Origin of the sequence: Amycolatopsis sp. NPDC001319, assembly GCF_042896185.1 — a bacterium.
Taxonomy (GTDB): Bacteria; Actinomycetota; Actinomycetes; order Mycobacteriales; family Pseudonocardiaceae; genus Amycolatopsis.
Genome location: NZ_JBIAWY010000002.1, coordinates 958,508 through 972,908, shown reverse-complemented (window position 1 = coordinate 972,908; position 14,401 = coordinate 958,508). Strand labels below are relative to the sequence as shown.

Sequence of the window (14,401 nt, the reverse complement as noted above, 5' to 3'; positions counted from 1 at the left end):
CGGCGGTAGCGTGACCGCGTGACCGGTGTGGAGCAGGGTGGCGAGACGACGCTGAGCCGGGCCACCCGGGTCCTCGAGGTGTTCGGACCCGCGACGCCGCGGCTGTCCGCCTCCGAGATCGCCCGCCGCACCGGGATCCCCATGGCTTCCACCCACCGTCTCGTCGCGCAGATGGTCGAACTCGGGTTGCTCGAGAAGGGGCCGGACAAGCTGCTGCGCGTGGGCGTGCGGCTGTGGGAGCTGGGCTGGCGTTCGACGGCGGCGCTCGGGCTGCGCAACGTCGCCCTGCCCTACCTCGAAGACCTCCACGCGGTGGTGCGCCAGCACACCCAGCTCGCCGTGCTGGACGGCTTCGACGTGCTCTACCTCGAACGGCTCAGCGCCCGTGGCCGCACGACGGTGAACATCACCCGCGTCGCGGGCCGGCTGCCGGTGCACACGTGCTCGTCCGGGCTCGTGCTGCTCGCGTTCGGCCCGAAGGACCTCCAGGAGGACGTGCTCGCGCAACCACGCCTGTCCGCCTACACCTCCGCGACGATCACCGATCCGAAGGACCTGCGCCGCGCCCTCGCCCACACCCGGCGGACCGGCGGCGCGGTCCAGCGCGGCTCGGTGCACCCGGCGGCCGCGGGGATCGCCGCGCCGATCCGCGACCACGCGAACGTCGTCGTGGCGGCGGTGTCGGTGATCGTGCCGAATTCCCCTTCGGACGTTTCGGCCGCCACGCCGGCCGTGCTGGCCACCGCTCGCGGCATCAGCCGCGCACTTTCTCGCTGAACGGGAAACGGTGTGGTCCTCGCCCGCCCCGACCGCCGATCGTGGCGGGGCACGGCGAGCAGGAAGGCGGACCATGACGACCACCCGGACACCCGCGGCGACCTCGACCGGACGGCTCGACGCCGTGGTGGTGGGCGCCGGCTTCACCGGCCTGTACCTGCTCGACCGCCTGCTGCGCCTCGGGTTCTCGGTCCGCCTGTTCGAAGGGGGTTCGGGCGTCGGCGGCACCTGGTTCCACAACCGCTACCCCGGCGCCCGCTGCGACATCGAGAGCATGGACTACTCGTATTCGTTCGACGACGACCTCCAGCAGCAGTGGAGCTGGCACGAGCGCTACGCCGGGCAGCCGGAACTGCTGCGCTACCTCGACCACGTCGCCGACCGCTACGAGCTGCGCCCGCACATCACCCTCGACGCCCGAGTCACCAGCGCGCATTTCGACGACGCCACGGCGGAATGGACCGTCACCACGCAGACCGGCGAATCCGTCGTGGCGCGCTGGTGCCTGATGGCGACCGGCTGCCTGACCGTGGCCCAGGTGCCGGAGTTCCCGGGGCTCGAGAGCTTCGCCGGACAGTGGTTCCACACCGGTGACTGGCCGAGGGGGCCCGTCGACTTCTCGGGGCGGCGCGTCGGCGTGATCGGCACCGGCTCGTCCGGCACCCAGCTCATCCCGATCGTCGCCGAGCAGGCCGAGCACCTGCATGTGTTCCAGCGCACGGCCAACTACTGCATGCCGGCGCGCAACCGGCCGCTCGGCACCCGGGAAGAGGCGCTGTGGAAGGCGGAATATCCCGAGCGGCGCGCGCGGGCGCGGGTGTCGGGATTCGGGCACAGCCAGCCGCAGAACCCGAACCGGTACCGCGATCTCACCGCCGCGCAACGGCTTGACGAGCTCGAGTCCCGGTGGCAGTCCGGCGGGCTCTACATGATGCGGGCGTTCCAGGACGTGCTCACCGACCCCGAGGCGAACGAGGCCACCGCCGAGTTCGTGCGGGGCAAGATCCGGGCCACCGTCGAGGACCCCCGGGTGGCGGAACTCCTCGTCCCGAAGGGCTTCCCCTTCGGGACCAAGCGGCTCTGCTCGGGAACCGGGTACTACGAGACGTTCAACCGGGACAACGTGTCCCTGGTCGACGTGCGCTCCGCGCCGATCGAGGCCATCACCCCGACGGGGTTGCGCACCGCCGCCGCGGACTACGACCTCGACGTCCTCGTGTTCGCCACGGGATTCGACGCGATGACCGGGTCGCTGTCGCGGATGGACATCCGCGGTGCCGGTGGCCGGCCGCTCACCGAAAAGTGGGCCGCCGGCCCGCGCACCTACCTCGGCCTCTCCGTGGCGGGCTTCCCCAACCTGTTCCTGCTCACCGGCCCCGGCAGCCCCTCGGTGTTCAGCAACATGGTCAACTCGGCCGAGCAGCACGTCGAGTGGGTGGCCGGTTTCCTCGACCACGCCCGCGAGCACCGGGTGCGCCGGGCCGAGGCCACCGTCGAGGCCGAGGACGCCTGGGTCGACCACGTCCGGGACGCGGCGGAGGCGACCCTCTACGCCCGCTCGACCGAGACGTGGTTCTTCGGCGCGAACACGCCCGGCAAACCCCGGGTGTTCATGCCCTACGTCGGCGGGGTCGGCGCCTACCGCCGGCGGGCCGACGAGATCGCGGCCGACGGGTACCGCGGATTCCTGCTGTCCTGACCGGAATCCGGCGGGCCCGCCTCAGATCAGCGCGCGGATCGCCGCCTCGAACCCGGTCACGTGGTCGAGCGTGAGATCGGCGGCCTTCTTCGCGTCGCCCTCGATGATCGCCGTGAGCAGCGGCACGTGCTCGTTCACGTGGCCGGCCATGCCGCGCAGGCGCGGCAGGAACACGCACCAGATGCGGGTCGCGAGGTTGTCGTAGTGGATCAGCGTGTCCTCGAGGAACGGGTTGTGCACGCAGCCGTAGATCGCGCGGTGCAGTTCGAGGTCGGTGCGCAGCAGTTCGGTGTTGCCGGCGGGGTTCGCCGCGTCGAGCTGCTCGCGCAGCACCGTGAGGCCCGCTCGGTCCGCCTCCGACGCGCGCTCGGCCGCGGCCGCCGTCGCCATCGGCTCCAGCGTGCGGCGCACCTCCGAGATGTGTGCGAGGTCGGAGATGTTCACGTCGGTGGCGAAGGTGCCGCGGCGCGGGTAGGCGACCACGAGGTGCTCGGTCTCGAGGCGTTTGAGCGCCTCGCGCACCGGCGTGCGGCCCATGCCGAGCGTGCTGCCGAGCCAGTCTTCGTTGATCGGGTCGCCCGGTTTGATGTCGAGCATGACGAGGCGGTCGCGGATGAACAGGTAGGCCTGTTCCGCGAGTGACGGGCCGCTGACCGGGATCGGGCTGTTGACCTGGGTGCGCACCCCGCCTACCCTACATCGAAGATTGATATATCAGAAGTCGACCAGCCAGTTCTGAGTTCAGCGAACGGAAGCAGGCAGGAATGACCTCGACGATCGGGAAAGCGGCCGCCGTGCTCGGCCGTTCCCTGCGGGACTTCGACCGGGACGTGGCCGCCGCGATCGGTGCGGAGCTGCGCCGCCAGCAGGCGACGCTGGAGATGATCGCCAGCGAGAACTTCGCGCCGAGGTCGGTGCTGCAGGCCCAGGGCTCGGTGCTCACCAACAAGTACGCCGAGGGCTACCCCGGCCGGCGCTACTACGGCGGGTGCGAGCACGTGGACGTGCTGGAGAACCTGGCCCGCGAGCGCGTGAAGGAGCTCTTCGGCGCCCGTTTCGCCAACGTCCAGCCGCATTCGGGCGCGCAGGCCAACGCCGCGGCCATGGCCGCGCTGCTCAAGCCCGGCGACCGCATCCTCGGCCTCTCGCTCGCCCACGGCGGGCACCTCACCCACGGCATGCGGATCAACTTCTCCGGCCTGCTCTACGAAGTCTCGGCCTACGAGGTGTCCGAAACGGACTTCCGGGTGGACCCGGACGAGGTCGCGCGGCTCGCGCGGGAGCACCGGCCGAAGCTGATCATCGCCGGCTGGTCGGCCTACCCGCGGCAGCTGGACTTCGCGCGGTTCCGCGAGATCGCCGACGAGGCCGGCGCGTACCTGATGGTCGACATGGCCCACTTCGCCGGCCTCGTGGCCGCCGGGCTGCACCCGTCGCCGGTGCCCCACGCGCACGTCACGACCACGACCACGCACAAGACCCTCGGCGGCCCGCGGGGCGGCGTCGTGCTGACGAACGACCCCGAGCTGTCGAAGAAGGTGAACTCCGCGGTGTTCCCGGGCCAGCAGGGCGGCCCGCTGGAGCACGTGATCGCGGCGAAGGCGGTGGCGTTCAAGATGGCCGCCGAACCGGAGTTCGCCGAGCGCCAGCGGCGGACACTGCGCGGCGCGAAGCTGCTCGCCGAACGCCTGCTGGCCGAGGACACCGCGGCCGCCGGGATCTCCGTACTGACCGGCGGCACCGACGTGCACCTGGTGCTCGTGGACCTTCGCGATTCCGTTTTGGACGGTAAGCAGGCCGAGGACCGCCTGCACTCGGTGGGGATCACCGTCAACCGCAACGCCGTGCCGTTCGACCCGCGCCCGCCGATGGTCACCTCCGGCATCCGGATCGGCACCCCGGCCCTGGCCACCCGCGGCTTCGGTGCCGACGAGTTCCGCGAGGTCGCGGACATCGTCGCCACGGCGCTGCTGCCGAGCTTCGACGAAATCGTCGCCGGGAAGCTGCGGGCCCGAGTCGCTGCCCTCACCGAGAAGTTCCCGCTCTACCCGGACTTGGAGGCCCCGCAGTGACCCCGACGGCTCCCGGTGCCGACCTGCCCGAGCACCCCGACTTCCTCTGGGACAACCCGGAACCGAAGAGCTCCTACGACGTCGTCGTGGTCGGCGGCGGTGGCCACGGCCTCGCCACCGCCTACTACCTCGCGAAGGTCCACGGCATCACCAACGTCGCCGTACTGGAGAAGGGCTGGCTCGCGGGCGGCAACATGGCGCGCAACACCACCATCATCCGCTCCAACTACCTGTGGGACGAGAGCTCCGGCATCTACGAGCACTCGCTGAAGCTGTGGGAAGGCCTCGAAGAGGACCTCGGCTACCCGATCCTGTTCAGCCAGCGCGGCGTGCTCAACCTCGCGCACAGCCTGCAGGACGTGCGCGACAGCGTCCGCCGCGTGGAGGCCAACAAGCTCAACGGCATCGACGCCGAGTGGGTCGACGCGGCCGGGGTCAAGGAGATCTGCCCGATCGTCAACACCTCGCCCGACGTGCGCTACCCGGTGCTGGGCGCCACCTACCAGCCGCGCGCGGGGATCGCGAAGCACGACTACGTGGCGTGGGGCTTCGCGCGCGCCGCGGCCGCGCTGGGGGTGGATCTCATCCAGGACTGCGAGGTCACCGGCATCGAGACGGCGGCCGGCCGGGTCACCGCCGTGGACACGACTCGCGGCCGGATCGCGGCGGGCAAGGTCGCGCTGTGCGCCGCCGGGCACTCGTCCGTGGTCGCGAAGCTGGCGGGGTTCGACCTGCCGCTGGTGTCGCACCCGTTGCAGGCCTTGGTGTCGGAGCTGCTCGAACCGGTGCACCCGACCGTGGTGATGTCGAACGCGGTGCACGTCTACGTGTCCCAGGCGCACAAGGGCGAGCTCGTGATGGGCGCCGGCATCGACTCCTACGCCGGCTACGGCCAGCGCGGCGCGTTCCACATCATCGAGGACCAGATGGCCGCCGCGCTGGAGCTGTTCCCGGTGTTCGCGCGGGCGCACCTACTGCGCACGTGGGCCGGGATCGTGGACGTCACGCCCGACGCGTCGCCGATCGTCGGCCTCACGCCCGTGGAGAACCTCTACGTCAACTGCGGCTGGGGCACCGGCGGGTTCAAGGCCACGCCCGGCGTCGGCGACTGCTTCGCCCACACCGTGGCGAAGGGCAAGCCGCACCCGTACACCGAGCCGTTCACCCTCGACCGGTTCACCACCGGCGCCCTCGTCGACGAGCACGGCGCCGCCGCCGTCGCCCATTAGGAGCTCCCTGTGCAACTCATCCCGTGCCCGTGGTGCGGTCCCCGCGAGGAGACCGAGTTCCACTACGGCGGCCAGGCGCACGTCGCCTACCCGCAGGATCCGGCCGCACTGTCCGATGAGGACTGGGCGAAGTTCGTCTTCTTCCGCGCCAACCCGTGCGGTCCGCTGCCCGAGCGGTGGACCCACAGCGCGGGCTGCCGCCGCTGGTTCAACGCCGTGCGCGACACCCGCACCCACGACCTCCTGGCGGTCTACCGCCTCGACGAGACCAGGCCGGTGATCCCGTGACCCGGCTGCCCGGCCGCGGCGCCGTCGACCGCGCTGCCCCGCTGAAGTTCACCTTCGACGGCCGCGAGCTGACCGGCTTCCGCGGCGACACCCTCGCTTCGGCCCTGCTCGCCAACGGCGTGCACCAGGTGGCCACGAGCATCAAGTACGGGCGCCCGCGTGGCATCCTCGCGGCGGGCGTCGAGGACGCGACCGCGCTCGTGCAGATCGAAGCGCCGTTCCCGGAGCCGATGCTCAGCGCGACCACCGTCGAGCTGTACGACGGCCTGGTCGCCCGCGGCCTGCCCGGGCAGGGCCGGCTCGCCGCCGGGCCCGACCCGGCGCGTTACGACGCCAAGCACATCCACTGCGAAGTCCTGGTCGTCGGCGCCGGGCCGGCCGGGCTGGCCGCCGCGGCCGAGGGCTCCGGCCGCGTGCTCCTGGTCGACGACCAGCCCGAGCCGAGCGGGGAGATCCCCGACGGCGTCCGGTTCCTCTCCCGCACGACGGCGTTCGGCGTGTACGACGACGGGTTCGTGCTGGCGCTGGAACGCCGCGGCGAGAACGCGGCACCCGAGCGGATCTCACGCCAGCGGGTGTGGCGGATCCGCGCGAAACGGATTGTGCTCGCGACCGGCGCGCACGAGCGTCCCGTGGTGTTCCCCGACAACGACCGGCCCGGCATCATGCTCGCCGGCGCCGCGCGGACGTACCTGAACCGCTACGGCGTGCTCGCCGGGCAGCGCGCGGTCGTGTTCACCACGAACGACAGCGCGTACGACGCCGCTTTCGACCTGGCCGACGCCGGAGCGGAGATCGCGGTGATCGCCGATGCGCGGGACACCGTGTCCGCCCGGCTGAGGGAGGACGCTGCGGCCCGGGGCATCGAGATCCGGACCGGGCACGGGGTCGTCGGCACCGCCGGCGGTGACCGCATCACGTCGGCGGTCGTCGCGGCCCTCGGGGCCACGCAAGGGGATCGCTTCGCCTGCGACCTGCTGCTCGTGTCCGGCGGCTGGAACCCGGCCGTGCACCTGTTCAGCCAGGCCCGCGGTACGCTGCGCTACGCCCCCGAGCTCGGCGCCTACGTGCCCGACGGTGACCTGCCGGCCGTGCGCGTGGTCGGCAGTGCCGCGGGGGAAGGCCTGCCGGAGGCGAAGGTGCTGTGGCAGGTCCCGGCGGAGGAGTCCGAAGTGGACACCCGGTTCGTCGACCTGCAGCGCGACGCCACCGTGTCCGACGTCCTGCGCGCGACCGGCGCCGGCCTGCGGTCGCTGGAGCACGTGAAGCGCTACACGACCATCGGCACCGCACACGACCAGGGCAAGACGTCCGGGCTGCTCGCGGCGGGCATCACCGCCGAGGCGCTCGGGCGCGACCTGGCCGGGCAGCGGCCGACGACGTTCCGCCCGCCGTACACCTCGGTGTCGTTCGCCGCACTGGCCGGGCGCAACCGCGGCGAACTGCACGACCCGGTGCGGGTGACGGCGCTTCACCCGTGGCACGTCGAGCACGGCGCGGAGTTCGAGAGCGTCGGCCAGTGGAAGCGGCCGTGGTACTATCCGCGGCCCGGTGAGGACCTCGAAACGGCGGTGCTGCGGGAATGCCGCGCGGCCCGCACCGGCGTCGCGCTGATGGACGGCTCCACGCTCGGCAAGATCGACGTGCAGGGCCCGGACGCCGCGGCATTCCTCGACCTGCTCTACACGAACCTGATGAGCTCGCTCCAGGTCGGCCGCATCCGCTACGGCGTGATGTGCGGCGTCGACGGCATGGTGATCGACGACGGCACCGTGATTCGCGTGGCCGAGGACCGGTTCCTCGTCACCACGACCACCGGCAACGCCGCGATGGTGCTGGAGTGGATGGAGGAGTGGCTGCAGACGGAGTGGCCGCACCTGCTCGTGTTCGCCACGTCGGTGACCGAGCACTGGGCCACGATCCCGCTCGTCGGCCCGCGGTCCCGCGCGGTGCTGGCGAAGGTCGCGCCCGGCCTCGACGTGTCGAACGACGCCTTCGGCTTCATGACCTGGCAGGACGCGGTGGTCGCCGGGATCGACGCGCGCGTCTGCCGGATCAGCTTCTCGGGTGAGCTGGCGTACGAGATCAACGTGCCCTCCTGGCACGGGATCACGCTGTGGGAAGCGCTGCTGGCGGCCGGCGCCGAAGACGGGATCACGCCGTACGGCACGGAAACCATGCACGTGCTGCGCGCCGAGAAGGGCTACCCGATCATCGGCCAGGAGACCGACGCCACGGTGACGCCGCAGGATCTCGGCATGAGCTGGGCCGTGTCGAAGAAGAAGCCCGACTTCCTCGGCAAGCGGTCCTTCACCCGCGCGGAGAACCTGCGGCCCGACCGCAAGCAGCTCGTCGGCCTGCTGCCGCAGGACCCGGCCGTGCTGCTGCCGGAGGGCTCGCAGCTGATCGAGACCGACCACGTGCCCGAGCCGCCCGTGCGCATGCTCGGCCACGTCACGTCCAGCTACCGCAGCGCCGCGCTGGGCCGCACGTTCGCCCTCGCACTGCTGCGGTCCGGCCGGGAACGCGTCGGCCAGACGCTGTACGTGCCGGTGGGCGACGCCGTGGTGCCGGTGACCGTGACCGAGTCCGTGCTGTTCGACAAGGAGGGGACCCGTCGTGACGGTTGACCTGATGCGCCGCGCCCCGCTCGCGGACCACGCGGCGGCGCTGGCGACTCTCGCGCCCGCCGTGGTCGCGGAGGAACGGCCGTTCCGGACGCAGCTGACCGTGCGGGTGCGCGAAGGCCACGATGCCGTGGGGGAGGTGCTGGGGGTGCCGTTGCCGGCCGAGCCGTGCACCTTCGCCTCGGGTGCCGGTCCCTTCGGCACCGTCGACGTGGCGTGGCTGGGCCCGGACGAATATCTGGTCCTCGCCGAGCCCGGCGCGGTGACCGAAGCGGATCTGCGGCCGGCGATCGGAGTGGGCGCGGTGACCGACACGTCGGCGCAGCGCACCACCGTCCGGCTGGCCGGCCCGGCGGTGCGCGACGTGCTCGCGCACGGCTGCGCGATCGACCTGGACCCGACCGTGTCGCCGCCCGGGACCTGCGTGCAGACGTTGCTGGCCCGCACGGGAATCGTGCTGCTGGTCCGCGAAGCCGGCGAGTTCACCGTGCTCGTGCGCCAGTCCTTCGCGCCCTATTTCGCCGCCTGGCTGGCCGACGCCGCCACCGAGTACACCCAGGAACCCGTGTACACCGAGGAGGCCGTGTACACCGAGGAGGCACTGTGGCCTTCACGCTGACGCTCAAGTGCCCGGAACGCGCGGGCATCGTCCACGCCGTCACCACGTTCCTGCTGGAACGCGGCTGCGACATCGTCGAGCACCAGCAGTTCGACGACGACGTGCGCGGCTCCCTGTTCCTGCGCACCTCCTTCACGTGTTCCGTACCGGCCACTGTGGACGATCTCCGGCGCGCGTTCGTGCCGGTGGCCGGTGACTTCGGCATGGAGTTCGAGTTCGCCGACGGCACGCCGCCGCGGGTGCTGGTGATGGTGTCGAAGTTCGGGCACTGCCTCAACGACCTGCTGTTCCGGTGGCGCGCCGGCAGCCTGGGCGCGGAGATCGCGCTGGTGGTGTCGAACCACGAAGACCTGCGTCCGATGGTCGAGGCCGCCGGGGTGCGGTTCGAGCACGTGCCGGTGACGCCGGCGACGAAGGCCGGGGCCGAGCAGCGGCTGCTGGACCTGCTGTGGGAACACGAGATCGACCTCGTCGTGCTCGCCCGGTACATGCAGGTGCTCTCGGACGAGCTGTGCGGCAAGCTCGCGGGCCGCGCGATCAACATCCACCACTCGTTCCTGCCGGGGTTCAAGGGCGCGAAGCCGTATCACCAGGCCTACGACCGGGGCGTGAAGTACGTGGGCGCGACCGCGCACTACGTGACGCCCGACCTCGACGAGGGCCCGATCATCGAGCAGGAGGTGCAGCGGGTGGACCACACGTACTCGCCCCGGGAGCTGGTCACCGTCGGACGTGACGCGGAGGCGCTCGCCCTGTCGCGAGCGGTCCGCTGGCACAGCGAACGCCGCGTCCTGCTCAACGGCAACAGCACCGTCGTCTTCCGGTAAGGAGTTCCGCCATGACCCGAGTCGTGATCATCGGCGCCGGCATCGTGGGCGCCAACCTCGCCGACGAGCTCACCGCGCGCGGCTGGACCGACGTCACCGTGCTGGACCAGGGGCCGCTGCCGCTCACCGGCGGCTCCACCTCGCACGCGCCCGGTCTCGTGTTCCAGACCAACCCGTCCAAGACGATGACCGAGTTCGCGCGCTACACCGTCGAGAAGCTCAGCGGCCTGGAGGTCGACGGGCTGCCGTGCTTCAACCAGGTCGGCGGGATGGAGGTGGCGAGCACGCCGGCGCGGTGGCAGGACCTGCACCGCAAGCACGGCTGGGCCACGTCGTGGGGGGTCGAGGCGCACCTGATCGACGTTGACGAGTGCCTGCGGCGCTGGCCACTGCTCGACGGTTCGCGGATCCACGGCGCGCTGTACGTGCCGACCGACGGGCTGGCGAAAGCGTCGCGCGCGGTCGTCGCGCTGGCCCGCCGCGCCGAGTCGCGGGGCGCGCGGTTCGTGGGGTCGACGAAGGTGACCGGCCTCAAGCAGGCCGGTGGCCAGGTGACCGGCGTCGAGACGGACCAGGGCGAGTTCTCCGCGGACATCGTGGTGTCGTGCGCCGGGTTCTGGGGCGTCGAGTTGGGCGCGCTGGCGGGGATGTCGGTGCCGCTGCTGCCGCTCGCGCACCAGTACGCGAAGACCGGCCAGGTCGCGGAACTGGTGGGACGCAACACGGAGGCGAGCGAGGCGAGCCTGCCGATCCTCCGCCACCAGGACCAGGACCTGTACTTCCGCGAGCACGTGGACCGGCTCGGCATCGGCTCGTACGCGCACCGGCCGATGCCCGTCGAACCCACCGGTGTGGCCGGCGAGGTGACGGAGACGTCGATGCCCTCGATGCTGCCGTTCACCGACGAGGATTTCGCGCCGTCGTGGGAGGAGAGCAAGCTGCTGCTGCCTGCGCTCGGCCGGACGAAGGTCGAGGAGGGCTTCAACGGCATCTTCTCCTTCACCCCCGACGGTGGGTCGCTGGTGGGGGAGTCGGAGCACGTGCGCGGGTTCTGGATCGCCGAGGCGGTGTGGGTGACGCATTCGGCCGGCATCGCCAAGGCCGTGGCGGAGCTGCTCGTGCACGGCCGTGCCGAGACGGACCTGCACGAGGTGGACGTGCACCGGTTCGAGGAGGTGCAGCTCGCGCCGGAGTACGTCCGCGAGACGTCGCAGCAGAACTTCGTGGAGATCTACGACGTGCTGCACCCGTTGCAGCCCAAGCTTTCGCCGCGCGACCTGCGGGTGAGCCCGTTCCACGTCCGGCAGCGCGAGCTCGGCGCGGTGTTCCTGGAGGCGGGCGGCTGGGAGCGGCCGCACTGGTTCGAGGCCAACGCACCGCTGCTGAAGAAGCTGCCGCACGAGTACCTGCCGCCGGCGCGTGACGCGTGGGCGGGGCAGTTCCACTCGCCGATCGTGGCGGCGGAGGCGTGGCACACGCGCAACGGGGTGGCGCTGTACGACATGACACCGCTCAAGCGCGTGGAGGTGAGCGGGCCCGGCGCGCTGGAGTTCCTGCAGGGGCTGACGACGAACCAGCTCGACAAGTCCGTCGGGTCGGTGACCTACACGCTGATGCTCGACGACGCCGGTGGGGTGCGCAGTGATGTCACGGTGGCACGGCTGGAGCCTGCGGTGTTCCAGGTGGGGATCAACGGGAACATTGATGTCGCGTACCTGAACTCGCTGGCGCCCGACGGGGTCCGCGTCCGGGACATCACCGGGGGCACGTGCTGTGTCGGCGTGTGGGGACCGCTCGCGCGGGACCTGGTGCAGCCGCTGTCGGCGGAGGACTTCTCGCACGCGGGGCTGAAGTACTTCCGGGCGCGCTCGGCGCGGATCGCCGGGGTGCCGGTGACGGCGATGCGACTGTCCTATGTGGGCGAGCTCGGCTGGGAGATCTACACCTCGGCGGACAACGGCCTGCGGTTGTGGGACGCGCTGTGGGCGGCGGGGCAGTCCCTCGGCGTGATCGCGGCGGGGCGGGCGGCGTTCAACAGCCTGCGGCTGGAGAAGGGCTACCGGCTGTGGGGCACGGACATGACCACCGAGCACGATCCGTACGAGGCCGGGGTCGGGTTCGCCGTTCGCCCGGCGAAAGGTCCGTTCGCGGGGCGGGCGGCGATCGAGGGCCGTTCGGAGGAGACGGCCGCGCGGCGGCTGCGGTGCCTGACCGTCGACGACGGGCGGACGGTGGTGCTGGGCAAGGAGCCGGTGTTCGTAGACGGTGCGGCCGCGGGATACGTGACGAGCGCGGCGTACGGCTACACCATCGGGCGGCCGATCGCGTACGCCTGGCTGCCGGGGACCGTCGGCATCGGGGACGCGGTGGAGATCGAGTACTTCGGCCGTCGGGTCGCGGCGACGGTGGCCGCGGAACCGCTGGTCGACCCGGGCATGGAACGCATTCGACGCTGAGAGGGCCTTTTCATGCGGGATCAGATCATGAGCGAGTTCCTGAAGTCCCTGGCGACGCCGCCGGTCGGGCCCGCGGTGCCGGCGGGCGGGACCGTCGCGGCGCTCGCGCTGGCCCAGGCCGCGGCCCTGCTGGCGCGTACCGGCGACGGTGCGGGCGGCGGCTGGATGCACGGGCTGCGGCTGGCCGAGCAGGACGCGTTCGCCGTGCGGACGGCGGATCTCGAGGCCTGGCGGCCCTCGGCGGACGTGATCACCGCGGCGGCCTCGGTGCTGGCCGCGGCCGAGCGCCGGCTGTCCGAGGTGAGCGGCGCGGCGCTGCTCGACGTGGCGGCCGCGGCCGAGGCGGCGCGCTCGGCCGTGGTGATCGCGCGGGTGGCGATCGAGAGCCGGACGGATCCGGTGCCGGCGCTCGGGGTGGAGGAGCTCGGGGTGGAGGAGCTCGTCGCGCGGGCGGAGCGGATCACGGAGGCGGTGCGGAGTGGTCTAACTAACCAACTGGTTGGTTGACGGGTTGCTCGGATCGGTGTCTGATGGAGAGGTAGGCACGAACTCCCGGAAGGCACTCATGTCCAAGACCTGGCTCATCACCGGCAGTTCCCGCGGCTTCGGGCGGGAGCTGGCGAACGCGGTCCTCGACCACGGCGACCGGCTCGTCGCGACCGCTCGCCGGCCCGAACAGCTCGACGACCTCGTGGCTCGCCACGGCGACCGCGTGCGCGCCCTCGCCCTCGACGTCACCGACCCGGCCGCCGCCCGCGCGGCCGTGCAGGCGGCGGTCGACGCGTTCGGCTCGCTCGACGTCGTGGTGAACAACGCCGGCTACGCCAACTCCGCACCCATCGAAGACATGCCCGATGACGACTTCCGCGCCCAGGTGGACGCGAACTTCTACGGCGTCGTCAACGTCACCAAGGCCGCCCTGCCGATCCTGCGCGCCCAGCGCTCGGGGCACATCGTGCAGTTCTCCTCCGTCGGCGGCCGCGTCGGCGGCTCACCCGGCATGGGCGCCTACCAGGCCGCGAAGTTCGCCGTCGAGGGCTTCTCGGAGGTGCTGGCCAACGAGGTCGCCCCCTTCGGCGTCAAGGTGACCATCATCGAGCCCGGCGCCTTCCGCACCGACTGGGCCGGCTCGTCCATGCGCGTCGACCCGGTGCGCCCCGAGTACGACGAGACGGTCGGCGCCATGAACCGCCGCCGCACCGGCTCCGCCACCTGGCCCGGCGACCCCGCCCGCGCCGCGCGCATCATCATCGACGTCGTCGACCACACCGACCCGCCCCGCCGCCTCCTGCTGGGCGCCGGCGCGGTGGACTTGGCCGCGCGCTCGTCCGCCGAACGCGCGGCGGAGGCGGAGAAGTGGGCCGACGTGAGCCGCTCGGCGGACTTCCCGCCGGGCGAGTGACTGTGCTGACCCGGCGCTCCGTTCCGGTGTTTGCTCGGGGTGCGGCGGTCGACCTGGCCGCGCCCCATTGGCCACCAAGCCTCCGGCAGGCTGAAAAGTAGGCGAACCTGCGATGTTCGATCGACTCCTGCCGGGCGAGTGAGGCCAGCGTGTTCGATCCGCCGCGCCGACTCGCGTCGCGCACGACGCCAGCCGCGTCCGACCTGGAATCCTGCCCGATGCTGGCGTGCGCAGCCGAGTACCGGGCGCGCGTGCCGACCCGCCCCGCCGCCTCCTGCTGGGCGCCGGCGCGGTGGAGCTGGCCGCGCTCTCGTCCGCCGAACGCGCGGCGGAGGCGGAGAAGTGGGCCGACGTGAGCCGCTCGGCGGACTTCCCGCCGGGGGAGTGACGTCGGCCCCTCGAAGG

13 protein-coding genes are annotated in these 14,401 nt (G+C 71.9%); 12 read left to right on the top strand and 1 reads right to left on the bottom strand.

Annotation, left to right across the window (positions count from 1 at the left end; all coding sequences use genetic code 11):
- Window positions 1–18: 18 nt before the first annotated feature.
- On the top strand, window positions 19–777 hold the full coding sequence (locus ACFY1H_RS09745; RefSeq protein ID WP_386945783.1) for an IclR family transcriptional regulator: 759 nt from the start codon (window positions 19–21) through the stop codon (window positions 775–777).
- A gap of 73 nt (window positions 778–850) precedes the next feature.
- Complete coding sequence (locus tag ACFY1H_RS09740) at window positions 851–2,476, top strand: flavin-containing monooxygenase (protein ID WP_386945781.1); 1,626 nt, start codon at window positions 851–853, stop codon at window positions 2,474–2,476.
- Window positions 2,477–2,497: 21 nt separating this feature from the next.
- Here the strand turns inward: ACFY1H_RS09740 and ACFY1H_RS09735 are convergent, their stop codons facing one another.
- Window positions 2,498–3,160 (bottom strand): GntR family transcriptional regulator, encoded by a 663-nt coding sequence (locus ACFY1H_RS09735; RefSeq protein WP_386945779.1) that lies wholly within the window; start codon window positions 3,158–3,160, stop codon window positions 2,498–2,500.
- 80 nt (window positions 3,161–3,240) lie between these two features.
- Here ACFY1H_RS09735 and glyA point away from each other — a divergent pair, with 80 nt between their 5' ends.
- From glyA to ACFY1H_RS09685, 10 genes are all read left to right on the top strand, one after another.
- Complete coding sequence (gene glyA / locus ACFY1H_RS09730; protein WP_386945777.1) at window positions 3,241–4,548, top strand: serine hydroxymethyltransferase; 1,308 nt, start codon at window positions 3,241–3,243, stop codon at window positions 4,546–4,548.
- Window positions 4,545–5,777 carry a sarcosine oxidase subunit beta family protein gene (locus ACFY1H_RS09725; protein ID WP_366581952.1) on the top strand — a complete coding sequence of 411 codons (1,233 nt, stop codon included), beginning with the start codon at window positions 4,545–4,547 and terminating at the stop codon, window positions 5,775–5,777. Before glyA ends, ACFY1H_RS09725 begins: the two co-directional genes overlap by 4 nt.
- Window positions 5,778–5,786: 9 nt before the next feature.
- Window positions 5,787–6,065: a sarcosine oxidase subunit delta gene (locus tag ACFY1H_RS09720; protein ID WP_386945775.1), complete on the top strand. Its 279-nt coding sequence runs from the start codon at window positions 5,787–5,789 to the stop codon at window positions 6,063–6,065.
- Window positions 6,062–8,695, top strand: a complete 2,634-nt coding sequence (locus tag ACFY1H_RS09715) for a 2Fe-2S iron-sulfur cluster-binding protein (protein WP_386945773.1) — start codon at window positions 6,062–6,064, stop codon at window positions 8,693–8,695. Before ACFY1H_RS09720 ends, ACFY1H_RS09715 begins: the two co-directional genes overlap by 4 nt.
- A gap of 4 nt (window positions 8,696–8,699) precedes the next feature.
- A complete protein-coding gene (locus tag ACFY1H_RS09710; protein WP_386945961.1) occupies window positions 8,700–9,311 on the top strand; it encodes a sarcosine oxidase subunit gamma in 612 nt (203 codons plus the stop codon).
- A complete protein-coding gene (gene purU / locus ACFY1H_RS09705) occupies window positions 9,296–10,138 on the top strand; it encodes a formyltetrahydrofolate deformylase (RefSeq protein WP_386945771.1) in 843 nt (280 codons plus the stop codon). Before ACFY1H_RS09710 ends, purU begins: the two co-directional genes overlap by 16 nt.
- 11 nt (window positions 10,139–10,149) lie before the next feature.
- Window positions 10,150–12,594 carry an FAD-dependent oxidoreductase gene (locus ACFY1H_RS09700; RefSeq protein ID WP_386945769.1) on the top strand — a complete coding sequence of 815 codons (2,445 nt, stop codon included), beginning with the start codon at window positions 10,150–10,152 and terminating at the stop codon, window positions 12,592–12,594.
- 27 nt (window positions 12,595–12,621) lie between these two features.
- A complete protein-coding gene (locus ACFY1H_RS09695; RefSeq protein WP_386945768.1) occupies window positions 12,622–13,101 on the top strand; it encodes a hypothetical protein in 480 nt (159 codons plus the stop codon).
- Window positions 13,102–13,159: 58 nt separating this feature from the next.
- Complete coding sequence (locus ACFY1H_RS09690; RefSeq protein WP_386945767.1) at window positions 13,160–13,996, top strand: oxidoreductase; 837 nt, start codon at window positions 13,160–13,162, stop codon at window positions 13,994–13,996.
- Window positions 13,997–14,222: 226 nt separating this feature from the next.
- On the top strand, window positions 14,223–14,384 hold the full coding sequence (locus ACFY1H_RS09685; protein ID WP_386945765.1) for a hypothetical protein: 162 nt from the start codon (window positions 14,223–14,225) through the stop codon (window positions 14,382–14,384).
- Window positions 14,385–14,401 lie beyond the last annotated feature (17 nt).

What these genes read in the sequence shown, in the direction of transcription:
- glyA (WP_386945777.1), top strand. Translation starts at nt 3,241, where the DNA reads ATGACCTCGACGATCGGGAAAGCGGCCGCCGTGCTCGGCCGTTCCCTG.
- ACFY1H_RS09700 (WP_386945769.1), top strand. Translation starts at nt 10,150, where the DNA reads ATGACCCGAGTCGTGATCATCGGCGCCGGCATCGTGGGCGCCAACCTC.
- ACFY1H_RS09690 (WP_386945767.1), top strand. Translation starts at nt 13,160, where the DNA reads ATGTCCAAGACCTGGCTCATCACCGGCAGTTCCCGCGGCTTCGGGCGG.
- ACFY1H_RS09695 (WP_386945768.1), top strand. Translation starts at nt 12,622, where the DNA reads ATGAGCGAGTTCCTGAAGTCCCTGGCGACGCCGCCGGTCGGGCCCGCG.
- ACFY1H_RS09710 (WP_386945961.1), top strand. Translation starts at nt 8,700, where the DNA reads ATGCGCCGCGCCCCGCTCGCGGACCACGCGGCGGCGCTGGCGACTCTC.
- ACFY1H_RS09740 (WP_386945781.1), top strand. Translation starts at nt 851, where the DNA reads ATGACGACCACCCGGACACCCGCGGCGACCTCGACCGGACGGCTCGAC.